The organism is Paenibacillus sp. RS8 (assembly GCF_041956825.1).
In the GTDB taxonomy this organism is placed as follows: Bacteria; Bacillota; Bacilli; order Paenibacillales; family Paenibacillaceae; genus Paenibacillus_AQ.
This window is the reverse complement of the sequence record NZ_CP168131.1, coordinates 6,649,489-6,676,382: the sequence shown is the minus strand read 5'-3', so window position 1 is coordinate 6,676,382 and position 26,894 is coordinate 6,649,489. Positions and strand designations below refer to the sequence as shown.

Genomic DNA, 26,894 nt, shown 5'->3' with positions numbered 1-26,894 from the left:
ATGAAGGAAGTTAGATTAACTAAAGTAGTAGTTGACCATTTTAGAGGATATAGAGAACCGAAAATATTTGATATGACTAAAGGTTCGGATTTCACGATCTTATCAGGTTCAAATGGTTTTGGGAAAACTTCTTTTTTTGATGCAGTTGAGTGGGGATTTACGGGAAAACTTTTCCGCTTTGAAGAGCCTAATGAGGAGAAAAGTAAAAATCACTTTATAAATTATCAGCCGTATGAAATGCCTGCTAAAGTCACACTGGAACTTTTAGATGCTGATAAAAGGTACGTGTTAGTTAGAGAAGCAATGAATTTTGAATACAAAAATACTGATTATGGATTAAATAAATCTAAAATCATACTTTATGGAACAGACTCTGGTGTTCTTTATGATCAAGCTGCAACAAATAAATTAAATGATCTCCTAATACATGATGATTGGAAAGGGAAATTAGAGTTTCAAAATATATTCTCACAATTCCATATACTTACGCAAGATAAGTTGAAATACTTTGTACAGGGATTAAAAGGTCCGGATAGGTACAGTCAAATTTCCTCTCTTTTAGGGACAAGTAGATTTCAAAAATATAATGAACAAATTACTAATATAAAAAAAGAAATAAATGATAAGATCAAGTTTATCAATGAAAGAATAGTAAAAATAACTCCTTCCTTAGCAGTATTAAATGACAGAGTAAACGTTCAACAGAATTTTAACGTTGAAGGGTTTAGTAATATAAATGATTTCATTGACGATCTATTGTCAAAATCGCGTAACATAACTGGAAATGAGCAAATAGGAAACTTTAAAGGAGATAGTTTATTCAATGAAGAAACCATAAATTTTATAAATAGTGTTGTTAAACAAAATTCTTTTTATCTAGCAAGTATTAATTTACAATTAAGTGATCTAACAAATAGAATCAAAGGTCTTGAAGATATTAACTCAAGAAAAGAAATATATTTAAGCACAAAAAGTGATGCGGAAAAATTGCGTAATGCTATTCCAGTTATTATTGAAATACAAAATTTAAATTATCTAATTAATAATTTTGAAATGTACAGAAATTATTCTGATAGCCAAAGAGAGTTAGAAAATAAAAAACTCCAAAAATCCAATAGCCTAAATAAAGTATCAGAATGTATCCAGGAGATTGAATCATTCTCTAATCGTTTGAGTACTCAATTTGGAAGTATTGATTCAATAATACATCAAAAAATAGAAGTTATAGATAAACTATCACTTTTAAAGAACACGTTAAGAGAGAGTTTAGAGATTCTAAACATAGTATCCGCAGATGATTTTTTGAAAAAAAGTGTATATGAAACCAATGAAATCATTTTTGCACTACATAACCAAATTAACGTAAAAATTTCTCGGGTTGAGAATAGACAATTTGAAAAAAACAATTTAGAAAAGGAGCTTGAACGTTTAGATCAAAAAAATGAATCAATAATGAAAATTGATAAAAAATATAGAGATATACTAAAAACATCAAGAGATCACATTGTGACTGCTAATGAACATAATCATACAAACGAAGTAGACTGCCCAGTTTGTGGTACAGGGTTTGATTTTGATGTGTTGATTCGAAACATCGATAGCACTCTAGCTGAAGAAAGCGATGAGATTAAGAGTAATATTTACATATCTGAAGGTTTGAAAAAAAGAATTTTAGATATTGATAGGGAAGTACAGAGTAATCTCGAAGAATTTATTTCATCATATAATGAATCAAAGATAAGATTAGTTGAAATTCTTACTAAACTTAATGCAAATTTATCAGAGCATAAGATTTCTCAAAGTAACATTCTTAGTGAATACAGAATGTTAGAACAGCAATTAGAAATAAATCGACAACAGAACTCTAATTATATTGATATGATTGGAAAGGTAGGGTTCTCTACAGAAGGTAATGAGTTATTACAAGAAATTAATATAAAACTCAAGATTAATAATGAAGTTTTTGCAAATGCTAATATTCAAGAGACTAATTCAGAAGATATTAGAAAGAGAATAATTAATTTAGATGAATACGTAAAAGGGTTTGAGGATAAGCTTGGGTCATTGAATATAGCAGATATAGATTCAGAATTGGTTTTAGAGATAAATTCTCTTTCTTCACTTATAAAAGAAAATGAACATAAGAAAATAGAACTTCATATGATTGTTAAGAAACTTCAGCAAATAGTTCAATTGGTAAACAATAACAAAGATTATGAAGAGTTAAAAAGACTCAAAATACTGAAGGGCAATCTGGAAAAAGAAGTTGATGAACATGCGAAAGTATTAAAACGACTCGAAGACATTAATGATGCAGCAGATAAAGTTATTGAGGAAATGAATGGTACAACATTAAAAGAAAACGAACATCTTATAAATAATATATACAAACGCATTTATCCTCATCCTTATTTTACTAATATTAAATTGGAATTAGGCACAAATAACAGTGGCAATAATGTGTTACAGATAAAATGCTTTAAGGAAGATCAAAGTAGTTGTGAAATAAACCCAGCGTTTACATTTAGTACAGCCCAAATGAACGTAGTTGCTATTAGCATTTTTTTCGCTCTTGCATTAAGACAACAATGTACACGATTAAGCACTATACTTTTAGACGATCCTGTTCAAAGTATGGATGATATCAATATTTTAGCCTTTATTGATATTTTAAGAAGTATTTCGTCAGAAGAAACAACATCAACATTAAACAAACAGATAGTAATGAGTACTCACGATGAGAAAATTTATAGATTACTATCAAAGAAATTAAGATTCTTAAATACTCAATCTTATCGGTTTTTAGACTACAATGAGACGGGACCAGTTTTTGAATAGTTTTAAACTATTGGTTAATTTAAAGGTCTGTTCTAATGAACGGCCTTTTTTTTATGGAGAGAGCAAATCATTTTCAATGTTAATTGATTCGTTATAAGGATCTGGGTTGAGACTCTGTTTACAAGGTGAACTAAGAATAGTTTCTTGAGTTAATAATTCTCGAAACTCTAATTGAGAAACAAGTTCTACTTGACGAGTTATAGTTTTTTGTAAGGTTTGTTCAAATTCAAATGATTTTTTAAGAGTCTGTAAAATATATTGTGTAAACTCTCAAACCCATTAAAATGGAAGTAAGAGAAAGGTTGGGGAGAACACATGGGACTTTGGACAAAACAGCAGTTACGGGAATTTATTAAGGAAAACAATTTGGTAAGCGCACAGGATGCGCAGAATGCTCTAAAAGAGCTGTTTGCGGAGACGATTCAGGAGATGCTGGAAGCCGAAATGGATACTCATTTGGGCTATGGAAAGCATGAGGTGAAAGCGAAGCTCACGCCAAACAGCCGTAACGGAAAGAGCCGTAAAACCGTAGTCAGTGAGTATGGTGAGCAGGAAATCGCTATTCCTCGGGATCGGTTGGGCGAGTTTGAGCCCTTGGTCGTCAAGAAGCATCAGTCGAATGTAACGGGCATCGAAGAACAAATTATTGCGCTGTATGCGAAAGGGATTAGCACCCGAGAAATTCAGGACCATTTAGGGCAGATGTATGGTATTGAGGTATCTCCAACGCTCATTTCCAATGTCACGAACAAGATTGTGCCTCTCATTAAAGAATGGCAGAACCGGCCTCTGCAAGGGGTCTATGCCGTCGTCTATTTGGATGCGATCCACTTCAAAGTCAAGCAAGATGGGGCCATTATCAATAAGGCTGCCTACATGGTCATTGGCATTGATCTGGACGGAAACAAAGACGTGCTGGGGATGTGGATTGGTGAGAATGAGTCCTCCAAGTTCTGGCTGAGTGTGCTGAATGAACTGAAGAATCGCGGGGTTCAGGACATTCTCATTATCTGCGTGGATAACCTGTCCGGATTCTCTCAAGCGATTGCCGCCTGCTATCCTCAAACGGAAATCCAGAAGTGTATTATTCACCAAATCCGCAGCTCCACACGGTACGTGTCGTACAAGGATATTAAGAAGGTAACAGCCGACTTAAAGCCTATTTACAAGGCAGCTACCGAGGAAGGTGCCTTGCTTGAACTCGACCGTTTCGAGGAAGTTTGGGGAGCGAAATATCCCCTCATTATCCGTTCCTGGCGGACCAATTGGGACGAACTCGCTACCTTTTTCAAGTACCCGCCTGAGATCCGCAAACTGATTTACACCACCAATATGATTGAGAGTTACCACCGTCAGCTTCGTAAAGTGACGAAGGGAAAAAGCATCTTTCCCACAGATGAGGCGCTACTAAAAATGCTCTATCTGGCCACCGTCGACGTCACTCGGAAATGGACAGGACGTGTCCAAAACTGGGGGCAAATGCTGCTCCAGCTGTCGGTCTTTTTCCCCGATCGGGTCGGTCAACACTTGCGTTAAATTCGCGACTTCCCCCTCGGGGGAATCTGTGCTTAAAAGAGTTTACACAAAATTATTGACAGACCCTTTTTTAACTTCGTTCTTGACTTCAGCTAACTGTGTTTGAATATCCGTTAACCTATGCTTAGTAGAGTGAAGGTTCTCAAGAATTTTTACAAATACATTCTCCAGACGTGTTATATTCCCATGTCCCGACTCCCCTAAATCAATAGAATATGTCTCGGCGCCTTTAACCTGTATAGAGACTTTGTTAAAAGCAGAGCGACCTAAATGAAGCTCAAAACCGCGGTAGCGGCCCACACGAACTACCTCCCCAGAATTGGCTTCATTTAACTTCAAAAGAAGAAGGAGCAACTCTCCAGCCTCTGATTTTTCATTATAGATTTTCCCCTCAAGCTCAATAGAAAATTCGTTACTTCGTGTTTTTTCAGCCAATTCTACATCAGCTTGCAGACGGGCAATTCGTTGTTCGCAAGCTTGTATTTCTCGAGGATAATGCTGGGAGATTTGCCGTTCCATAATTACATGTTCATTGTTCCAATTGGCCTTGAGCAACTTTAATCGTATCACCTCATTATCTACCTGCATTTTTTCTGCAAGTAGAGGATTAGCTGTAGCGATAGCCTTCACCTCAGCAGCGGACAATACCGTTTCATCTGCATCTTCACAGGAACGGGAAATGCTTTTGCCAGTCATTACTTGTGAAATATATCGGAGCTTCTGCTCTTGAATCTGCCATAGGTAACTGTCAAATGTCCCCTTAGTCACATAGCGAAAAATCTGGATCGTTTCGTTTTTATTGCCTTGCCGCAGGATACGTCCATCACGCTGAGTTATGTCTGCTGGTCTCCAGGGACAATCAAGATGATGGGCGGCAACAAGCTGATCCTGAACATTTGTGCCAGTTCCCATCTTCTGTGTCGAACCGAGCAAGATGCGTACTTCTCCGCGGCGAACCTGTTCAAATAACTCCTCGCGTTGTATATCCGTTTTAGCATCATGGATAAATGCAATCTCTTGTTCAGGAATGCCTTTATTGATTAGTTGTGTTTTGGTTTCATCGTAGACATTGAAGTATCCTGGCTTGGGTGTGCCACTATCAGAGAAAATGACTTGAGTAAGTCGATCAGATCTGGATTGTTCCCAAATATCAAAAACGTTGCTGATACATCGACTTAACTTGGAATCAGATTCAACCGGAGCCTCAGGGTTTACCAGACGGGGATCAATGGACATGAGCTTGGCTTCATTCGTTAATTTCAGCATATTGTCTTCGGTAGCCAGCACATCATTGTTACGGATTTTCTCAGCACGTTTGACAAAGCTGTCCATCATCATTTTTTGAAAGGGAGAGCATTCAGTGACGACAATCTCCGGCTTCCCATCTTTCAATTCGGGAACCGGAAGCTTGAGCATTTCGGCAGTTTGAATATCAGCAACGGTGCGAAATATGTTCATGAGTTCCGGGAGATTATGAAATTTGGCAAACCGGGACTTCATGCGATACCCACTGCCTTCAGGTGTCATCTCGAGCGAGGAGACAACTTCTCCAAAGGTGGCTGCCCAATTATCGAAAAAGTCCAAACCGAGTCGCTTTAAAACCATTGGCTGCAAATAACGCTGCATCACATACATCTCAGACATGCTATTGCTTATCGGTGTCCCTGTAGCGAATACCACACCTCTGCCTTGATTTATTTCCTGGATGTATTGACATTTTAAGAGCATATCCATGGCACGCTGACTACTTGTTTTACCTATACCGGCCACATTGCGCATTTTGGTAAAAGTAAAACATTTCTTGTAGGCATGCGCTTCATCAACAAATAACATATCAACGCCAAGCTGTTCAAAGTAGAGCAAGTTATCTTTTTTATCCTCATTGACCAAACGCTCCAATCGATGCTTAAGTTGATTTTGGAAAATGACCATCTGTTTAATCGTCCAGTTGTCACCCTTTTCCCTTTTGACCTGATCAATCATCTGGGTAACTCCATTGATTTCATTTTGCAGTAATTGTTCCTGACGCTCATGAGATATAGGGATCTTTTCGAATTGGCTGTGGCCGATGATAATTGCGTCGTAATCACCCATGGCGATTTTAGAGACAAAGCGATTTCGGTTCTGCATACTGAAATCCTTTTTTGTGGTTACCAGGATGTTGGCAGCAGGGAAGAAGCGCATAAACTCATTGGCCCATTGTTCAGTTAAGTGGTTGGGAACACAATAAAGTGGCTTTTGAATGGCTCCCATCTGCTTTAAATACATGCCTGAAGCAATCATAGCAGCGGTCTTACCGGCTCCCACCTCATGAGCCATAAGGGCGGTCCCTGAGTATATAATTCTTGCTGCAACGTCTTGCTGGTGTTGCCGGAGCTCCACTTCTTCACTCATACACTGAAACACAAGATGGCTGCCATCATAAGTACGTGGACGGAGAGTATTAAACTTCTCATTATAGATACCCAGTAATATATCTGCCCGGTCTTTGTCCTTGAACAGCCAAGATGAAAAGGCTTCTTTGATTTGCTGCTGCTTGGCGCGGGCAATCATCGTTTCCTTGGCGTTCACCACATATTTGATTTGTTCATTTCCATTCTGGTCGAAGTAGGTTACCGGATCACGAACAGTAATACTCTGCAGGTTCAAACTGCCTTCATAAATGTCGTATGCATTTACCCGCGATGTACCAAAAGTGCGGTTTACTTTTATTGATTCCCGTTCCAATGATTTGCCGGAGACGCGCCAGGAGTTCGCATATTCCATGTACTCAACATTGATATTTCCAGCAGATTGATGATATCCTGCCGTTCCAAATGTCTCATACATGAAATCACGGTAATACTTGATTGGAATCCACGGACTTCCAATCCGAAAATCAATATCACCCGGTAATAGTGGAGCAGGTTGCACAGCACTCAGGGCGGTTACATTACGCTCAAACAACTCGGGATATTCCGATGTTTTCAGCTTGGCATAGGCTAATTTGTCTTTTACATTTCCGGATAAGTATTCTTCATCCAGTTCCCAGCCTTCGTCTTGATTGCCAACATATTTCTGGGGATTAAGGAACAGCCGGTCTCCAAGTTCATCTAAGATCTCTTCTGTTGATTTGCCATATAATCTCGACATATAGGATAGATCTACTTTGAGCTTCTGATTCAGGCAGATTTGAAGAGCTTGTAAAGCTGAATCAGCATGTACCGGCATGCGATTCGGACGAATCGTGGGTTTAGTGAACACCTGAGCTTTTACCCAATTCTTCTCGGGTGTCATATCCTCAATGGAGCGTAGTAGTGGGAGCTGATCATCATCTGAAAAAGCGGCAGTATTGGCTCGATCATTAATGGGCCCGTGTCTTTTGACAAATTGATCGTAGACCTCATTTAGTCGATGCTGTCCCTGTTGGAGTTCAGAGATGTCATAACCATATTCTCGGGACTGAATGTCAATCACTGTTTTGAGGGCATCTCGAATGTCGCATAATCCTTTAATGCGTTCTGCTTTTTTGCCCTTGATGTCTTGGAAAAGCAAATATTCATTCTCGCAGAAATAGATCTGATTATCCTTGATCACGTAAGTGAAATTCTTGGTTCCTGCATCGGCTGGTTGCGCTTGTTCCTGTCTATCTTCTAAGTCCTCAATTTGAATGTCATCGGGTAAGGCTGAAAATTGAGCTTTTAAAGAATGAAGGGCGACGCTTAATTCGGCATATAGATTCTGGGCAGGTTTTGGAAAGCAAGCAGTAGTTCGTTCTGAACCATACATGCTACGATCCCAGTTCATATCTCCGAGCACCATTTCGGGATGATGAACAAAATAAGTATTGATTGGAATGCCATCGGATGTGCGGGAGACCGAAATCCAATCTGGAAATTGTTCAGTGTCCAGCTGTCGGGGCTGATCCAGTTTCTGCAGGAATACCATGTCGGTAGTTACTTCAGTACCGGCAACTGCTTTGAAAGCAGTGTTCGGTAAGCGAATAGCACCAATGAGATCAGCTTGTTCTGCTAACTCTTTTCGGATCGAAGAGTCTTGTTTATCGAATGTACCTTTACTGGTGATAAAGGCTATGATCCCGCCCGGCTTCACCAATTCCATTGATTTTATGAAAAAGTAATCATGGATCAAGTAGCTCTCTTTAAAGCGATGATCGAAGACTTGGATGTTATTGAAAGGGATATTGCCTATAACAGCATCAAAACTGCTTGGAGTAAAGTTGGTTGTCTCAAAACCTTGAACATGGATTTGTGCGGAGGGGTATAATTGCTTGGCCATCCTACCGGTGATTCCATCCAGTTCAACGCCAAAAATCTTTGCTTGCTGTAAGGTGTCAGGAAGTACAGAGAAGAAGTTTCCGGTACCCATAGCAGGATCAAGGATTTTACGGTGTTCTCCGTCATTTAGGCCAAAGCGCTCGAGTGCTTGATAGATGTAACGAATTAACTCCGGCTCTGTGTAATAGGCTGTAATCGTGGAGTTCAGTGCTTCAGCATATTCTCTCTCATCCAGCAAATGTTTTAACTCCGCAGCTTCATACTCCCAATCTTTTGCATTCTCATTAAAGGCATTTGCTAGTCCGCCCCAGCCCACATAACCAGCTAATATCCTTTGCTCGTCAGGCGAGGGAACACGACGTTCAGATTCAAGCAGTTTCAGAAGACGGATTGCTTCTATATTTCGTTTGTATTTGCTTTTAGCTCCGGAAGGATAAAGGGATACTTCCGTATTATAATGGAAGTTTTGAGGTGTGAAAGCAGGGTGTTCAAGAGGTTCTTGAGTAACAGAAAGAGTACTTTCAGTCTCTTCTTGGAATTCCTGATTCTCGGCGGATTCAATTTCTATAGGCTCACGTTGTATAGGAGCTCCAAGAGTACCGGCCTGACTCTTATTGTCTTCCGCCTGCTGAACGTAATCAAATAATGTCCATTCCTCTTCTTGCGGAGGGAAGACAGATAGGCTACCGTCATAGCTTCCATTTTGAATGAGCTGCAGGAGGGTAGTGGCTATCGTTCTCCAGTTGATAAGGACCTCATGGGCACCTGCACTGTCAGACCATAGTAGTTCAATTCCTTTTCCAGAGTGAGTATATCCGGTTAAGCCATTGCCAAAATCTCCTCTGGCTCCACCAGTCCCATATCGATTTTTAAGCATCGGAATGAGGTCATGAGCCTTTGTAACTGAGTGTTCGACTACGTAAGAATAGATGACTTGTTTTCCTTGCATTGAACCCATACCGCTGCGGAGCAAGTATTCTAACATTTCTTGTTCCGATAAAATGATATCTTCAGATTTTTCAGGCAATAAAAAAGAACCGCTAGTTTGCGGTTCTAAGGACAATGTATTGGAAGGGGCAATTATCTCGGTCTCAAGACGATTTCGTTCAGTACCAGTTCCTCTGCGGTTGATTTGATCTGGTTCAAGTGACGTGTCCGCTCCAGAGTATCTTCGGTCTGAGGTATCGGCTGAAGCCGGAGTAACTGGTCCGTCAGTTGTTGCATCCTCTTGTTCGCTTCTTGGTCGATTTGGTGCATTTTCTCCATCAGATTGCCCTGCATCTTCAGGCTCATTAATCGATGGGGATGATGATTCCTGAGATAGTTTAAGCTCATCCTTCCGTATTTGCCTAATGGCTGTTGGTCGGCCTCCGCCTGACTGGAGATCTGTATCAGAGGATACAAAAGTCCGTCTGTCTGCTGACTGTAGTTGAGATTCAAATTCTCTTTGTTCATAATTAACCATCCTTTCTTGTTGCATTAATTTGATATGCCTACCGATATCGAGCAAAATCTCTTTGGAAATCTCAGTTAGAATGCCGCCCAGTCGGGACATTAGCGGTACATTGTTCCAGTCGTTTATAGTATCGAACACCGGAGTTGAATCTGGCTCTGGAAGCCTACACCGAGAATGAATGAAGTAGATGCTGCTGGCGGCAATCAATTCCTGCATTTGTTCTTGCACGCCGGAAATAGGAAATGTGGCAAAAGGATGATTTACCATATCCAGCTCTATATCCTGATATAAGTCAAAAGATGATATATGCTGATTAACCAGCTGTGTAATACATAACCCTAGATCATTTGTTTCATTGGAGGATAGTCTGTGAGCGAGTTCAACCAAATCTAGCCCCTGTAAACTCCAGGGTTGAGGAGGGACTCTCCCATGAGTTTGAGAGACATCGAATAAATAGTCTATATGAGGCCTGTTCTCCTGAAAGTTACTGACACCAATGGCTTTTTCTCCTCGTTTGATGTACCGGCCCAGTTTGTTCCAAAGAGGAAGGGAGGCCAACATGGTAGCCTCTGGATTCTGCGTGTATATGAGAAGAGCATTATCAAAAGAGTACTTATAAATACCAGAAGCGAATTTTAAATAATCCATCCAGTCTTGTGGTGACTGCGAAATTTGTGATACAGCCGACTGATAGATGGCTCTTAGTGTTGTAACACGAGCCATGATGGTTATCCTCCCTTCCAATGGATGAAATGTGCTTCTTACTGTTCCAGCTCATCATAGATATCTTTGTCAGGCACAAAGGGAAGCCAATCTCGTTTGATATCCACAGCATAGGCTGGATAACGAAGCTTGATCCCTTCAAAGAAATATGGCATGAGTCCATTATCGAACAGATAATAAGGGCTGAAAGAGTGTGTCTCTTCTTCATGTTCTCCCGTATAGCCCGAATAGAGGTTAAATGCGAGACGGGAAAGACGGGCCGTTGTTCCTGTCTGCCAGCCGTTGTTTAAGCCCTCTAGCCGAATGCTGTTTTCTTTAAAATCATAAAGATCGTTAATGTGACGGCGAGTATCTTCCGTAAGGCCGAGCAGATAAAACAGAGCGGTTCGGTAAGGATCATGTTGACGTTCAGCGCGAATGACATTTCCTTCATAAAACTGTTCATGGGCCAGATCTTTGAATATCATTAAATTTCCTCCTCTTCAATTAAGGGATGTTGTTCAGGCTCTGACTGGAGTGAAAAATATAGGGTTAAAGCTTTATCGATGATTTCCTCAACTTCTGCAGCTTTACTCTCAGGAGAGAAAAATTTGGCATATACTTTATGCTTCAGCTTGAATGGAACAGGAACCTTACTCTTTGGCTTCCGGCTAGACTCACCGGAAAGGATTGCTGATGCGGTTTGCTCAGTAAAATTGCGGTTTTCTGATTTTGCTCGAAGCAGTTCGGATTTTTTCATATCTACTTTGAAACCCTGTCCATGTATTAATGATTCCACGGTTTGTTGTTCTTCCGATTTTAGGTAAGAGAGATCGACGGCCGGGCGAAGCTTGATTTCACCTTGATCGACTCTTTCCATGAGTTCAGGTAGAAGGTGGTTCAAGCGCAGATATCGTTTGATATTAGTTGGGCTCATATCGTTTTTCTCGGAAACTTCATCCACACTCCAAGTTCGCTGTCCCACTGGGACAGTGGACTCAGAATCCTCGGTGTTATAAGGGATCTCGCCGTTTTCAAGCTGAGTTATTTTACTCTGTTTTTGCTTAGCTTCTTTGCAAGCTTCAAGCTGCATCTTCAGAGCACGAGCTAGTTCACTGGGCAACATATCCTGAATTGAACGTTGATGAAAATTGGTGTCCACCACGATAATTACTGCTTCTGCTTCCGTCAATTGTTCTTTAACAATGGAAGGGATAGACAGTAGTCCCGCGGCTTTAGCGGCATTGACGCGATTATGCCCAGAAAGAATTTCATAGGAATCTTGTTCCATTGGACGGACTATAACAGGAATTAGGACACCGTTCTCCAAGACGCTTTCGATTAGGTAATCCAGTTTTTTGCCCTCATAGAGCTTGAATGGATGTTTATGAAAGGGAATAAGGCTGGAGAGTAGAAGAGAAGTGACTCCTGAATTTTCAGGGGATGATGTTGTGAAATTTGGCCCTTCAGACAAAAGTAAAAGCTCATCAATGCTTGAAAGCTTAGGCGTAGGTCGCTTATTGCTCACCTTGCATCAGCTCCTTCGCTAAACTGCAATAAGCTGTGGCTACCTTCGACTTAGGATTGAATTCAATAATGCTTTGACTATAGAAATTCGCCTCTCCGACTTTGACGGAGAGAGGGATTTGAATATCAAAGATGCGGACGGTTTCCTGGTAATAAGCTTTTACCAACCGAAAGGCCTCTTTATACAAATTGGTTCGGGTATCACACATGGTCATTAAAATACCCGCTATGCTAATCCCCGGATTAATTCGTTTCTTTACCTTAATGATAATTTTTAGAAGCTGAGTTAGGCCTGTTGCTGACCACAGTTGAGGGTTTACCGGAATTAACACACTGTCACTGGCCGCAAGGGCGTTTATAGTTAGTAGACCAAGAGAGGGGTTTGTGTCTATAATGATATAGTCATACCTTTGCTTCATGGATTCCAGCAATGTGGTGAGAGTTTTTTCTCCACCCATTTCATCTCTTAAATTAATCTCAGCAACGGATAGTTCAATGTTGCTGGGGATAATGTCTATATTGCCATGATTATGAATGTATTCTTTAGGATCCGGCAGTGGTTCGTCGCTCATGAGGGCATTCATAATATTGAACATTGAAAACTTAAGCTGATCTGGATTTTCAATTCCAAAGCACATGCTCAGATTGCCTTGTGGGTCGAAATCAACCAGCAGCACTTTCTTATCTTCATGGGATAAGGCGCACGCCAGATTATAGGCGGTGGTAGTCTTGCCTGTGCCACCTTTCTGATTGGCAATGGTGATAACGGTTGTTTGTGTCATTGTAAAAACCTCCCCGGAGGTTTGCTCCGAACATATTGTCAATGGTAGGGAGCGGGCTGGTTCTCTCATTTTTCTCTCCGAGTTCTTTCGCAGTTCTCTCCAAAGGCTAAATTTGCTCTTCTTGTTGCTTGTTGCCGGAAACCCTTGTGGCTCTAAGGGAAACACGAAAAACCGTAAAAATCCTTGATTCTACAAGGTTTTTTGCGGATTGTAGGTTCCCTTATATTCCACTGCAGGGGGTTAAAGTCCGAATGAATTCTAGGACTTAAAATCCTGCGGTACGTGAGTACCGTACGGGTTCGACCCCCGTCCTCGGCATCACAGTGAAAACCTTGAGAAATCAAGGTTTTTTTGTTTTTCCTAAAGGAAAGCTTCTATTTTAAGCTAATGTTCTGTGTGTTTAGGAATAGAATTTGAGGACAAAGGACTCAAGTTGTTTTGCTGGGAGATGTATAGGGAGAGGAATATGAAACCGCATTAGCGAATGATATTATTACCTGTTCTTGTTCTTGTTAATATAGCAAGGATTACGTTCTTTTCTCAGAGCTCATGCTAAACAGCGAAGTGAGCCTCTTGGGTTCATGCTGAATAGGCATGAATGTTGCAGTCATGGGATTTCCACCTCGAAATGTGGGGCAAACCAAGAAACATGGTGATTACAGCTTCCGGAAGTCCCAATATTCACAGCAGTTACATCATTGAAAAAAAGGGAAATTAAAAGTATAGATCAAATAGATAGCAAAGCGAGTGATTGATATTCTGGAATTATCCATGGAACATCCTGATGAGCTGGTGAAAGTGACGCATGCGCTGTCTACGGAGCTTAGATTGAAAATGCTGGAGTTGTTGAACAACCGGAGAATGAATGTAGTGGAGCTGGCTGAAACGCTGGAGATACCGGTATCCACTGCCGCCTCGAATGTGAAGGTGCTGGAACAGGCGAAGCTGATTGAGACGGAGCTGCTGCCTGCTTCGCGCGGAGCCATGAAGGTCTGCAGCCGTATCTATGATGATATCAAGATTACCATTAATGCACCGGAACGCCGTGCGCAGGCGGATCAAGGCGATTATTGCTACGAAATTGAGATGCCGATCGGCAACTTTACGGCTTGTGAGGCAGCACCAACCTGCGGCATGGTTAGTGAGACAGGGCCGATTATTGTGGAGGACTCGCCGGCGGGATTCTTCCATCCTGACAGGGTTCATGCTCAGCTGCTCTGGCTGCGCAAAGGCTATCTCGAGTACCGCTATCCGCTGGAAATTCCACAGGGAGCTGTCATCCGCCTGATTCAGTTCTCGATGGAGATCTGTTCCGAAGCGCCGAATTATGAGAATGACTGGCCTTCAGATATTACACTGTGGATTAACAATGTGGAGGTTGGCACCTGGACGTCGCCCGGTGATTTCGGCGGCAGACGCGGAAAATTGAATCCTTCCTGGTGGATCGATACAGGAACGCAGTTCGGCTCGCTCAAGACCTGGAGTGTAGACAACACCCGCAGTACCATTGACCACAAAGAGATATCAACCGTCAATTTGAGCCAGCTGAAGCTTCCGGAGCAGAACCATGTGGATCTGCGGCTGGGTGTGAAGGAGAATGCGGTATTCAAGGGCGGAATGAATCTGTTCGGCAAAAAGTTCGGCGATTACGAGCAGGATATGGTGATGAAGATTTTTTATACCGTACAGTAATCAGGAGTAACTGATGCTGACAGCAAAGTGATGAACATGTGAAGAACCTGATGCCTTAGGCAAAGGTTCTTTTTTTTGTACTACGATTGACATTTCAGCAGATTCTGCAATAATTAATACAGAATTATTGTAATAAAACAAAATTATTGTTTATAAGGAGCGTGTGCTGTGTAATGGCAACTGAGCACTATATCAAGGATTATCCGCGGCCGCAGTTCGTCCGTGACGCCTGGCAGAGCTTAAATGGAGAATGGGATTTCCGGTTTGATGATGATAACGTTGGTGAACGAGAGAAATGGAATGAGAAGCTAAACGGAGATTTGAAGATCCAGGTTCCTTTCACTTATGAGACGCAGGCCAGCGGGCTCGGCGAGACCGCCTTTCATCCTTATGTATGGTACGAGCGGGAATTGCAGCTTCCTATTGATTTGACTGGCAAAAGAGTATTACTGAATTTCCAAGCGGTGGATTATACCGCCAAGGTATGGGTCAACGGTTGCTTTGCCGGAGGGCATCAAGGTGGTTATGCAGCATTTTCGCTGGATATTACCGATTATGTGAACACCGGTGTGGGCGCGTCCAACCGGCTGGTGGTCAAAGTGGAAGACAGCCAGAGCTGTACACAGCCGCGGGGCAAGCAGCGTTGGGTAGATGAGAACTTCGAGTGTTTCTATGTGCAGACAACGGGAATCTGGCAAAGTGTGTGGGTTGAGTATGTGTCGTCTTCCTACCTCAAGGCAGTCAAAATCACACCGGATCTCGATAACCGTTCGGTCCGTTTTGAATATCAGGCAGAGTTAGCGGAGGATAATCTCCGGCTGGAGACAGTGATCAGCACGCGGCAGAAGACATTTAAGCAGGTTTCACTGCATGTAGACCGGTCCTGGCTGCAGCTGGATGTGGAGCTGACCCATGAGACGAATGGTCCGTGGAAGCTGAAGTCCTGGTCACCTGCGGAACCGACGCTGTACGAAGTGGAGTTTATTTTATATAAAGATGATCTGGTCATTGACCGGGTATATTCCTACTTCGGGCTCCGCAAAATTTCCATTGAACAGGGCCGGGTACTGCTTAACAATACACCGGTGTATCAAAGATTGATTCTGGATCAGGGTTACTGGCCGGAAAGTCACCTTACGCCGCCGTCAGAAGAGGCGCTGATTGCCGATATCGACGCGATTCTGGCAATGGGCTACAACGGCGTACGTAAGCATATGAAGATAGAGGATGCCCGCTTCCTCTACTGGTGCGATGTGAAAGGACTGCTGGTCTGGTCGGAGATGGCGGCAACTTTTGAGTTTAATGATGAGGCAGTGGAGAACTTCACGAAGGAATGGACAGAGATTGTCCGCCAGCAGTATAATCATCCTTCAATTATCACCTGGGTGCCTTTTAACGAATCCTGGGGTATTCCGCAGGTCTACACGAATAAGCGGCAGCAGAAATTCACGGAAGCAATTTATCATCTGACCAAAGCTATCGATCCTGATCGTCCGGTCATTGTGAATGACGGCTGGGAGCATACAATCAGCGACATTATCACCTTGCATGACTATGAGGAGAGTGGAGCTGCCTTGCTTGAGCGTTATGCTGACTCCGGCAGCGTGCTAGGCGGCGGATCATCGTTTAACAATTGGAAATACGCGATGGCACAAGGCTATGAATACCACGGCCAGCCGGTTATGGTAAGTGAATTCGGAGGCATTGCTTTTGATTCCGGCAAAGGCTGGGGTTACGGAGAGCAAGTAAACAGTGAGGAGGCATTCATCGAGCGATTCCGCAAAATTACACAGGCAATCAAGGACACGCCGTATATTTGCGGATATTGCTATACGCAAATTGCGGATGTCCAGCAGGAAGTGAACGGACTGCTTACTGCGGACCGGACGCCGAAGATTCCTCTGGAAGTGATCCGGAAGATCAATTTATCGGTGGCGGAATAATCGTAACTTTGTTGCCCAAATAACGGTGAATTATCGGTTCTATGACAGAGAGTAGCCGTTTAGAATCTTCAATGAAAGCACTTACATTAAAGTGCAATCATCAGGTTTCATAATTGAAGATCTAAAGGAGGGGCTTACTTGTTAAAAAAATTATTCACCTCGCTGACTGCTTCCCTGTGTCTGATTTTGGTCCTTACAGCCATTCCGGTATTTGCGGCGAATGGCCCGGTAGTGTGGGGTACTTCGTCCACGATAACCGATATTAACACCTTCACAGATGCGGGTACCGATGCCCGCGGGCTCAGGCCCGGAACCTTCGGGGCTGAATATGCGCGGATGATCAAGCTTGCGAATGGGGACTGGCTGGCGGTCGCCGCCATTTACGACAACAACGGATATACCAAAGTCTCCTGGGGCGGCACCCGCCTGCAGGTCTTCCGCAGTACAGACAACTGCCGCACCTGGTCGCTCATATCCACATTGTGGGAGGACGGTCGTGACTTGGACAACGGGCAGTTCGTGCAGCTTGCGAATGGAGACATTCTTCTGGCGATGCGTTCGGTCCGCTGGCAGGAATCGTACAAGCTCAGAGTGTATAAGAGTGTGAACGGAGGCTCAAATTGGAGCTTCCTGAGTACAATCGACGAGAATAATGGCACCGCCGGTTCCCTGGGAAACCCGGATAAAGGTGTGTATGAGCCGCATATGCAGCTCCTAAATGACGGCTCGGTGGCTGTAATGTACGCGAGTGAGAAGCATGTGACCGAGAACCCTTCCTACAGCCAGATCATCTCCGAGAAAATCTCCACCAACGGCGGAACCAGCTGGGGAAATGAGATTTATGTGGCCTGGGACCCGTCTAACGCCGGGGCACGTCCAGGTATGCCGGTCTGGAGCAAGATGACAAACGGACAGTATATTGTCGCCTTTGAGGTCTGTGGAACGCAGAACTGCAGGATTTTCACCAAGAAAAGCGCGGATGGCAAGACCTGGTCCAGCGGCATCGGAATCCAGGTATCGACCAATCAGCAGGGAGGGCCTTATCTTCTCTCCTTAACCGACGGCCGTCTGCTGCTCAGCTCCAACTCCAATGTGCTTTCCCTCAGCAACGACTACGGAAGCACATGGGTGGACAATGATGTTCCTGCGTTCGGAAATTCGTGGTGGACGGCGATGTATCAGACGGGTGCAAATGAAATTGCCATGGTTGATTCTGTGGAGCGGAGTGTCGGCGGGCACAATGTTCAGGTCAGGTTCGGCACACTCAGCGGCTCGTACAGCAATGATTTTGGCGCGAATGACAGTGGATGGGTGCATTATGGGGGAACATGGGCCGTAAACGGCGGAACCTACAACCTGAATTCGGTCAATGCGGATAAATCGGTGCTTACCCCGTATCCTTCCAGAATGAACTATACGCTGGAAGGCGACATCCGGTTGAACAATGCCGGACAAGGCAGTCTGATCTTCAATTTGACCAGTCCGGGCACTGGTGCCGATCTGCAGAAAGGGTATGCTGCAGGTATTGATTCTGCGGGCCAGGTTTGGCTTGGACGTTTCAATAACAACTGGACATCTCTGCAGACTGTATCAACACCTATTGCGGTAAATACCTGGTATCATATGAAAGTGGTTGTGAACAGCGGGAACATCAAGGTATACGTCGGAGATATGACTGTGCCTAAGATAAATATGAACGACGCGGTGTATACCTCGGGCACCATAGGGGTACGCGGCGGCTTTAATAACAGCGTCAGCTTCGACAATATCATATTGAACTAATCCGCAAATTTTAGAGCCCTTTGGGGCTCTTTTTTTGAATCAATAAGCCACTCCCAACACCTTTCGATTCTCCACCTGCCTTAAGATCGTCTACCTTTTTGGGTTCCCAGGGTTATGAATATCTGTCGTTTGTTCACCAAGGAGCGGCGGTTTGTCGGTTCAAGATATGCGGAATTCCCTGTAGAGTAAGTGTTAAGAAAGCCCTTACATAAGCACATGAGGGCTCTCGTACACAAACTTTTTTGACGAGAGGGTTGTTCAAATGAGGATGAATAAGAAGTTCACAAGTTTGGTGTCGGCCGGGCTGATACTGGCCCTGGTCCTGCCGGGATGCTCATCCGGAAACAAAGAGAACGGAGAGGCGGTCAAGGCATCGAACGAACCGGCTAAAGCGGAGAGTGCAGGAGGTAGCCCGGTAGAAATTTCGTTCTGGAACATGTTCGGCGGTGGGGAAGGGGATTTCGTAGACCAGATTATCAAGGGCTTCAATGACTCGCAGAAAGAGGTGATAGTGAAGCAGCTCCGCCTCGAATCCAATGAGTATTACGCGAAGCTTAGCACGGCGCTGTCTTCCTCCAAAGGCCCGGATGTTGCCGTTGCCCACGTGGACCGGATCTCCCCGTTTGTGAAAGCGCAGCAGATTGTGCCTGTGGATGAGCTGGCTTCCAAGGTCGGATTTGACTTGAAGGAGATCTCGGATTCAAACATTCAGAGTGTGTCCTACGAGGGTAAGCCTTACGCTGTCCCGCTGGATACCCACTTCCATATGTTCTACTACAATAAGGACATTCTGCAGAAGGCGGATCTGCTGAATGAAGACGGCACCCCTAAGCTGGGCGAAATGACACCGGCAGGTTTCTTGAAGACGCTGGCGGATATTCAGGCAAAAGTGCCGGATGTGCAGGCAATGGCTGTGAATACCCCCTATTTTCAGGAACCGTTCCTCAATCTGTATTATGAAGCCGGCGGAGATATCCTGAATTCGGATATGACCAAAGCAAGCATCAATAATCCGCAGGCGCTGGATGTTCTGAAGTTCTATCTGGACGCCTACAACAACAAATATACCGATCTCAATGATAAAACGCCTTGGGACACGTTCCACAACGGCAAAGCCGCGTTCTGGTTCGGGGGTGTGTGGGAAGCGGGACTGCTGCTCGGGGATGAATCATTGCATATCGGCGCTATGCCGCTTCCTCCGATCTTCGGCAGCCAGACGCATTGGGCCAGCTCTCATACGCTTGTAATCCCGTCTTATGTAACTTCGGAGAAGCAGGAGGCCGCAGCCAAGTTCATGAAGTATTTCTCTGAAGTGGGCGGAGAAACCTGGGGTCAGGCGGGTCATGTGCCTGCGAACAGCAAAGTAACCACCAGCGATGCTTACAAGAGTCTGCCTTACCGCAGTGAATTCATAGAAGCACAGAAGACCGTGAAATTTGCTCCTCCGACGGATAAGTATACGACAATCATTACAACTATTTCCGAAGGGCTGCAGAATATCATTTTCGGCAGCGAGACTCCGGAAGACGGATTGGCGAAACTGGAGAAACAGATTAATGAAGTGCTGGAGAACTAACTCTGCCGGATAAGGAGTGCCTCCCGCCTGAAAGGCGGGGGGCTGTCCTTCGGTGAATGCGCCATTTTGAATGAAGGAGAGAATGACCGATGGAGCGGACTTTAAGAGAGAATAAGGCGGCTGCGCCTCTACGCAGGGCAGAGCCTATACACATACTGAAGGAACTGAAAGCCATCCTGTATCTGATCCCGTTTTTGATACCTTTTACGGTGTTCTATTTGTGGCCTGTAATCCGCGGAGCCTGGATGAGCCTGCATGTCTGGGGCATTCAGGGGATGCAAAAGTATGTCGCTTTGGCTAACTATAAGAAAATCCTTGAGAATTCGGATTTCTATTCGTATTTGTGGAACTCTTTCTATTTTGTGCTGCTGTGCGCGCCTACCGTACTCGTACTGGGATTAATACTGGCGTTGATTATCAATCAAAGAATTTGGCTGCGGACCTTAATCCGTTCCGTGTTCTTCCTTCCGTATGTCCTGTCGGTCTCTGTGGTCAGTTTCATCTGGCTGCGGCTGTTCGACGCCAAGAATGGCCCGGTAAACGCAGTCTTGCATGCACTGGGTATTAACGCGGATATCAACTGGCTCACCGATCACAGATTCGTGTGGTGGGCAATTACGATAGCGACAGACTGGTGGAGTGTCGGGTTTGTAATGGTGCTGTTCCTTGCCGGACTGCAGGAGATCCCTACCGACCATTATGAAGCTGCAAAGATCGACGGCGCGAATGCCTGGCAAAGATTCTGGAGCATTACATTGCCGGGGTTGTCCAGCGTGATGAAGATCCAGATCTTTTATCAGATTATCAACTGCCTCAAGCTGTTCGGACAGGTGCAGATTATGACTGGGGGCGGGCCGGGAGATTCCACCAATACCATGATCCGGTATATTTACGTAACAGGGTTTAAGAAAGACATGTTCGGCCTGGCCGCAGCGCAGTCGATGATCTTCTGCTTCATCATGCTGCTGATCGCCGTGGTTCAATTCAAAATAACAGACCGGAAAGACGGATAGGAGGAAGACGTTCATGAAAAAGCTCGCTTTAAATATCGCTGCTATTCTGCTTGCGCTGCTGTTTATTTTCCCGCTGATTTGGATGTTCCTCACCTCCCTGAAGCCTGATGGTGTGAACGTATATACGCTGGCTGATTGGGTGAAATGGTCAGATCTGAATACCGACAACTATGTCAAAGTCATCCGGGATTCGCAAATTTTGCGCTGGACCTGGAACAGTCTGATCATTGGTGTCCTCACGACCGTGATTTCCGTTCTGCTCAGCTCGCTGGCTGCATTCTCGTTCTCTAAGCTGCCTTTTCGGACACGGGGAATATTCTATGTGCTGATCGTTTCAGGTCTGCTGATTCCGACGGAAGCAATACTCATTCCGCTTTATGAAACTGCGCTGCATCTGCAGCTGATTGATAATATCTGGGCCATTGTCCTACCGGGGCTGACCAACCCGATCGGCATTCTGCTGCTGAAGCAATTCATGGACGGCGTGCCCAAAGATTACATAGAAGCTGCACAGATCGACGGCAGTCGGAGCTTCCGGTTATGGTGGAGCATCTGTCTGCCGCTTACACGCTCAGCGATGGTCTCTGTGGGAATTTTCTTCTTTATCCTCTCCTGGAATAACTTCCTGTGGCCTTATCTGGCCATTACCTCTGAGGAAAATATGATTCTTTCGGCAGGGCTGCCCACCTTTTTGTCGAATAATAACATGTCGTTGAATCTGATCATGACAGCAAGTGCGATTGCGGCGATCCCGACGATCATAGTTTTTATTCTGCTCCAACGGCATATTGTTCAGGGCGTGGCGATGTCCGGTGTCAAGGGTTAAACAGTAAGGCTTAAGCTTGGACAAGATCCAGCCGGTTCGATCCAAGATTCTATCACGAGAAAGGATATAGCATGCTTAAATCTCCAGAGAGTTCTGTCAGACCCTTGCGACTCCGTATGATATCCTGGATCAAAATAATGAAGAGCAGCATGCGCTATAAGTGGATGCTGCTCCTCGTTCTCTTCTCCTTGACGCCGCTGGTTGTCATGGGGATTATTTCATTTTCTATCTCCAAATCAACGATCAACCACAAAGTAACCGAATATTCCGAGCATCTGCTGTACCAGACCGCCGACAATCTCGATACTCGGCTGGGTGTTTACAAGGACATGATGATGCAAGTGCTGAACAACAACGAGATTGTGAATATGCTGCGGACCCTTGATCGGACAGACCCAGCCAGCTATGATGTGGATAGTTTGTCACTGACAACAAAGCTGTCCACGATTGTAGCGATTAATCAGGACGTGCAATCCATTTCGTTCGTATCAGAGAAGCACTATATCAAAGGAATCTACCGCTGGAACAAGCGCACCCCAGTCGAGGTAGAGCCGTTCCTGCATACTCTTGAGGGCGGCAGTAATTTCCGCTGGTATCCGACCCGCTACGGAACCTACGTGGACAGTCTGAATTCCCAGAGCGCCCATGTTTTTTCGGTTGCCAAGCAAATCTATAAAATATCCGATGACAGTCCCTTGGGGATTGTTGCTGTCCTGGATATCCGGGAAGATGTAATAAAAGAGCTGATCTCGAAGGCGGTGAGCAACAACCGGGATCTGCAAAGCTTCGTGATGGATGGCCGCGGCATGCTGGTCTCGTATCCAGACAGCCGATTGATCGGAAAAAGTGTGACAGAGGTGCTGGGTGTGGCGGGTTACGAGAGGCTCGTTGATTCCGGTCCGGAGGAAACGAGATTCCCGCTCACATACAACGGCGACAGCCTGATCGTGAATTCCAAGAAGCTTCACACCAATGATTGGGTAGTTGTGAATGTCATTTCTAAGGCTGCACTGTACCAGGATTCGAACCGTCTGCTGCAGATTTTTATCTTCGTCGGACTGCTCTGTATATTCTTCTCAGTTATTGCCGCGCTTGTACTAGCGAATTCCATCACCAATCCGATTCTTAAAATGATCCGTCTGATGCGGCAAGTGATGTCCGGTGAACTCAGCGTCCGCTACAAAGCCAAAAGCCGGCACGATGAATTCGATATCCTTGGTGACAATTTCAACTATATGGTTGCGCGGATAGATGAACTATTGAAAGCGGTGTATTTGGAGCAGGACCAGAAACGGATGGCCGAGCTCAAGGCATTGCAGGCGCAGATTAACCCGCATTTTCTCTACAACACACTGGATATTATTAAATGGACGGCCCTGATTCAGAAAGCCAACAACGCGGCAGAGATGGTCAGCTTATTATCACGGCTGCTCAGGATCAGTTTGGGCAAGGGTGAAGAGACCGTTACGGTGGAAGAGGAAATTGAGCATGTACAGTGTTATCTGGGCATTCAGAGATTCCGCTTCAATTTCAATATTGAGACCGTAGTTGAGATGGACGATGAAGTCCGTCATCTGCGGACGCCCAAGCTGATCTTGCAGCCGATTGTCGAGAACGCAATTATTCATGCCTTTGGGGATATGGAGTACGGTGGCAGCATCCGCATATCCTGCAGCAAAGCGCCGGGCAACCTTGTATGGTTCGAGGTGGCAGATAATGGTAAGGGGATGGATCCGGCGTTTGCCCGCAGTTTGCTGACCGAGCAAGCGCCGGATGAGGAGAAATCGGGAGGCATAGGACTGGCGAATGTGGATGAACGGATTAAGCTCATCTGCGGAAAAATGTACGGCATCGAGATGCACAGTGAGCCCGGCACAGGAACGTCGATACGGATCAAGCTGCCACTCATGACAGATGACATAAGGGGGAATCGCTGAAATGCACCGGGTCATTATCGTAGAAGATGAATTTATCGTAAGATATGGTATCCGGTCGATGATTAATTGGGAAACCATCGGGATGGAGGTCACGGGCGAAGCGTCGAACGGCAGGGAAGCGCTGGATTTGATGGCAGCCGGACTGCCGGATATCCTGATTACCGATATTAAAATGCCCGTGATGGACGGCATCGAGCTGATAGCAGAGGTGCGGAAGCTTTCAGCGGATATTAAGATCATCATCCTCAGCAACCTCGAAGATTTCCAGTATGCCAAAGAAGCGATTAAATACAGTGTATCTGAATATATGATCAAATCGGATATGATGCCCCGTGACTTTGAGCTGGTACTGCTTAAGCTAAAGGAAAGTCTGGAGGCGGTGCAGAAGAACACGCCAGTCCAATTTCAGGCTGCTCACCCGGAGCCGGTACATAAAGAGAGTTTCCTGAAGGATCTGATCGAGCGGGGGCCGGTTCAGGGCCAGATAGACAGACATAAACTCATGCAGGCGGGGCTCAATGATTCATGGCCGCTGTATTTGCTGCATATCAGCCTGAGCAGCGGTGCTGAGCCAGGGTATGGCCAAAGAGAGACCGTGGTCCGCAGTATGCTGGAGCAGATTTGGGATGAGAATACCCTCGGCTACGAAATTTTTCCTGACAGGCAGGGAGAGCTCAATATTGTAGTTACCACAGATCTCCCGGCTAAGCATGCAGATTCTGCTCGAATAGACCTCTTGCGCAGCCGCAGTAAAGAGCTTATTCAATGCTTATCCAGACAATGCGGCTGGACAGCGACTATAGGCATTAGCGGTGTAACCGGGCAGTGGACAGAAGTGAAGAATGCTTATGCTCAGGCAGTGGATGCGGCCAAGCAAAAGCTCTTTATGGGAAACGGACATGTCCTGGTTCACGGGAGCGATGAGCTGCTGGCGCAGGTGTCGCAGCCTCATGCGCTCCAAATCAGCAGCCATCAGATTCAGTCCATGGTGTACGCTTTCCAGTCCAAAGAGCTGACGGAATATCTGGAGCAACTGTTCGGACAGCTTGCCGTGCGCAGGGATGCAGATCTTGTGCAGATTATTTCACTTGAGCTATTGATGATATTAACGACCCTATGGCCTGATGTATCGAGGGATGCTGAACAGGTTCTAGAGCTCAAGAAGCAGTATTTTGACGAGCTGGCGATGCTGGAAACGCTTGAACAGAGCCAGTTATGGTTCATGCAGGCATTCGAAGCGCTGGTGCAGCATATGAAAGGTGTGTATAATAGCGACCGGAACAGTATTATTAAGGCAACCCAATATATCCAGCAGTATTACTATCAGGAAATCACGCTGCAGTCGATTAGCCGGCTTGTACATCTGAGCAAGAACTATTTTGCCAATCTGTTCAGGAAGGAAATAGGCGAGAGTTTTCTAGAGTATCTGACCCGAATTCGGATTGAGAAAGCCAAGACCTTGCTTACAGGAGAACTGAAGGCAGGGGATGTCGGAACCTTAGTCGGGATTCAGGACCCGAAATATTTTTCCAAAGTGTTTAAAAAAATCACTGGCGTATCCCCGTCGGAATATCGCGGGCTGGTCCGGAAGACCGGCAAATGAGCTTACAATGGAAGTCTATGCGAACGCTTACATATTTTAGCTGAAGTGGATTTGAACTAAAGGGGGTGAAGTGGGATGAAAAACATGTACCGGATGATACCGATCATGCTGCTGTGTCAGTTCCTACTGTCGGGCTGTGCGGATCTCTCTTTTGAGAATCAGAGCCCGCAGGTGAGTCCGGTTACTGTCGAAGTGTCCTTCTGGAATCCTTTTGGAGGCGGAGAGGGTGAATTCGTAGAGAAAATCATCAAGGACTATAATGCTTCCCAGGGCGAAGTATTTGTGAAACAGCTCAGACTGGAATCTAACGAATATTATGCCAGGCTCAGCACCGCTCTGTCCTTCGGCAAAGGGCCGGATGTAGCCGTAGTCCATGCGGACCGGTTGTCGCCGTTTATTAAAGCCAAGCAAATCGTACCGCTGAATGCTCTGGCGGAACAGGGCGGATTTGAGTTCAATAAAATCAGTGAACAGAACCTTCAGAGCGTCAGTTACGGCGGGCAATATTATGCGGTACCGCTGGATACCCATTTTCATATGCTCTATTACAACAAGGATATACTGGCCAAGGCCGGTTTGCTGACTCCCGAAGGAACGCCGAAGCTCGAAGAGAACACTCCCGAGGGGTTCATCCGCTTGCTGCGGCAGATTGCAGCACGGGTTCCAGGGGTACAGCCTATGGCGGTCAATACCCCTTATTTTCAGGAATCATTCTTGGATCTGTATTATGAGTCAGGTGGAGAGCTGTTCAGTCACGATATGAAAAAAGCGTCGATTTATAATGAGAAGTCGGTGCGAGTCCTGACCTTCTACCAGCAGCTGTTCGAAGAGGGACTAAGCGATCTGAATGACAATACGCCATGGGATTCCTTTTATAACGGCCAGGCTGGTTTATGGTTTGGTGGGGTATGGGAAGCCGGGCATCATCTGAGCAATAATGCGCTTGATATAGGAATCATACCTCTCCCACCGATCTTCGGCAGCTCAGCCCACTGGGGAAGCTCACATACTCTGGTTATTCCGGCTTATGTCAGCGAAGAGGAGCAGGAAGGCGCCATGAACTTCATGAAGTACTTCTCGGAGGTTGGCGGCGAAATCTGGGGGGAAGCTGGTCATGTCCCGGCGAATCTTGATATCGCAGAGAGCCGGGCTTACCGGGAGCTGCCTTATCGCGATCGCTTTATTCAGTCAAGGGATCAGGTGAAGTTTGCCCCCAAAACGGATAAATACGCGGCACTGTTCACCGCAATGTCTGAGGAGCTTCAGAATATTGTCCGGAACCGGATTCAGCCGGAAGCAGGACTGAAGGTACTGGAGAAGAGTCTGAATCAAATATTGGCGAATTAATAGCGCTTCTTCATGACTTAAAATCCAATTAAAGAGTGAGGCACACTATACACATGC

Annotated in this window: 16 protein-coding genes and 1 tRNA gene; 12 read left to right on the top strand and 5 right to left on the bottom strand. The window is 45.1% G+C overall.

Going from position 1 to position 26,894, the window contains the following annotated elements; genetic code table 11:
* Together ACDZ28_RS31220 and ACDZ28_RS31215 are read left to right on the top strand one after the other, a co-directional pair.
* Positions 1 to 2,838, top strand: a complete 2,838-nt coding sequence (locus ACDZ28_RS31220) for an AAA family ATPase (RefSeq protein WP_375103613.1) — start codon at positions 1 to 3, stop codon at positions 2,836 to 2,838.
* 315 nt (positions 2,839 to 3,153) lie between these two features.
* Complete coding sequence (locus tag ACDZ28_RS31215) at positions 3,154 to 4,374, top strand: IS256 family transposase (protein ID WP_076119303.1); 1,221 nt, start codon at positions 3,154 to 3,156, stop codon at positions 4,372 to 4,374.
* Positions 4,375 to 4,416: 42 nt separating this feature from the next.
* On the opposite strand, the gene ACDZ28_RS31210 is transcribed toward ACDZ28_RS31215, so the two are convergent.
* The 5 genes from ACDZ28_RS31210 to ACDZ28_RS31190 form a co-directional block, all read right to left on the bottom strand.
* Positions 4,417 to 9,528: an N-6 DNA methylase gene (locus ACDZ28_RS31210; RefSeq protein WP_375105447.1), complete on the bottom strand. Its 5,112-nt coding sequence runs from the start codon at positions 9,526 to 9,528 to the stop codon at positions 4,417 to 4,419.
* A 203-nt stretch (positions 9,529 to 9,731) separates the two neighbouring features.
* A complete protein-coding gene (locus ACDZ28_RS31205) occupies positions 9,732 to 10,106 on the bottom strand; it encodes a TnpV protein (protein ID WP_375103612.1) in 375 nt (124 codons plus the stop codon).
* 762 nt (positions 10,107 to 10,868) lie between these two features.
* Entirely contained in the window at positions 10,869 to 11,297 is a 429-nt protein-coding gene (locus tag ACDZ28_RS31200) for a DUF6075 family protein (RefSeq protein ID WP_375103611.1), read from the bottom strand.
* Positions 11,297 to 12,337 carry a ParB N-terminal domain-containing protein gene (locus tag ACDZ28_RS31195; protein ID WP_375103610.1) on the bottom strand — a complete coding sequence of 347 codons (1,041 nt, stop codon included), beginning with the start codon at positions 12,335 to 12,337 and terminating at the stop codon, positions 11,297 to 11,299. The genes ACDZ28_RS31200 and ACDZ28_RS31195 overlap by 1 nt, the downstream gene beginning before the upstream one ends.
* Positions 12,327 to 13,118: a ParA family protein gene (locus ACDZ28_RS31190; RefSeq protein WP_375103609.1), complete on the bottom strand. Its 792-nt coding sequence runs from the start codon at positions 13,116 to 13,118 to the stop codon at positions 12,327 to 12,329. The genes ACDZ28_RS31195 and ACDZ28_RS31190 overlap by 11 nt, the downstream gene beginning before the upstream one ends.
* Positions 13,119 to 13,350: 232 nt before the next feature.
* Between ACDZ28_RS31190 and ACDZ28_RS31185 the strand changes: the two genes are divergently transcribed.
* From ACDZ28_RS31185 to ACDZ28_RS31140, 10 genes are all read left to right on the top strand, one after another.
* Positions 13,351 to 13,436 (top strand) — tRNA-OTHER (locus ACDZ28_RS31185).
* Between the two features lie 429 nt (positions 13,437 to 13,865).
* Complete coding sequence (locus ACDZ28_RS31180) at positions 13,866 to 14,810, top strand: ArsR/SmtB family transcription factor (RefSeq protein WP_375103608.1); 945 nt, start codon at positions 13,866 to 13,868, stop codon at positions 14,808 to 14,810.
* A gap of 173 nt (positions 14,811 to 14,983) precedes the next feature.
* Entirely contained in the window at positions 14,984 to 16,753 is a 1,770-nt protein-coding gene (locus ACDZ28_RS31175; protein WP_375103607.1) for a glycoside hydrolase family 2 protein, read from the top strand.
* Positions 16,754 to 17,254: 501 nt separating this feature from the next.
* Positions 17,255 to 18,535 (top strand): family 16 glycoside hydrolase, encoded by a 1,281-nt coding sequence (locus ACDZ28_RS31170; RefSeq protein ID WP_375103606.1) that lies wholly within the window; start codon positions 17,255 to 17,257, stop codon positions 18,533 to 18,535.
* Positions 18,536 to 18,797: 262 nt separating this feature from the next.
* Positions 18,798 to 20,111: an ABC transporter substrate-binding protein gene (locus ACDZ28_RS31165; RefSeq protein WP_375103605.1), complete on the top strand. Its 1,314-nt coding sequence runs from the start codon at positions 18,798 to 18,800 to the stop codon at positions 20,109 to 20,111.
* A gap of 89 nt (positions 20,112 to 20,200) precedes the next feature.
* Positions 20,201 to 21,124, top strand: a complete 924-nt coding sequence (locus ACDZ28_RS31160; RefSeq protein ID WP_375103604.1) for a carbohydrate ABC transporter permease — start codon at positions 20,201 to 20,203, stop codon at positions 21,122 to 21,124.
* Between the two features lie 13 nt (positions 21,125 to 21,137).
* A complete protein-coding gene (locus tag ACDZ28_RS31155) occupies positions 21,138 to 21,950 on the top strand; it encodes a carbohydrate ABC transporter permease (RefSeq protein WP_375103603.1) in 813 nt (270 codons plus the stop codon).
* 116 nt (positions 21,951 to 22,066) lie between these two features.
* Positions 22,067 to 23,887, top strand: a complete 1,821-nt coding sequence (locus ACDZ28_RS31150; protein WP_375103602.1) for a sensor histidine kinase — start codon at positions 22,067 to 22,069, stop codon at positions 23,885 to 23,887.
* Position 23,888: 1 nt separating this feature from the next.
* Positions 23,889 to 25,490: a response regulator gene (locus tag ACDZ28_RS31145; RefSeq protein WP_375103601.1), complete on the top strand. Its 1,602-nt coding sequence runs from the start codon at positions 23,889 to 23,891 to the stop codon at positions 25,488 to 25,490.
* A gap of 75 nt (positions 25,491 to 25,565) precedes the next feature.
* Positions 25,566 to 26,837 carry an ABC transporter substrate-binding protein gene (locus tag ACDZ28_RS31140; protein ID WP_375103600.1) on the top strand — a complete coding sequence of 424 codons (1,272 nt, stop codon included), beginning with the start codon at positions 25,566 to 25,568 and terminating at the stop codon, positions 26,835 to 26,837.
* The last annotated feature ends 57 nt before the right edge of the window (positions 26,838 to 26,894 follow it).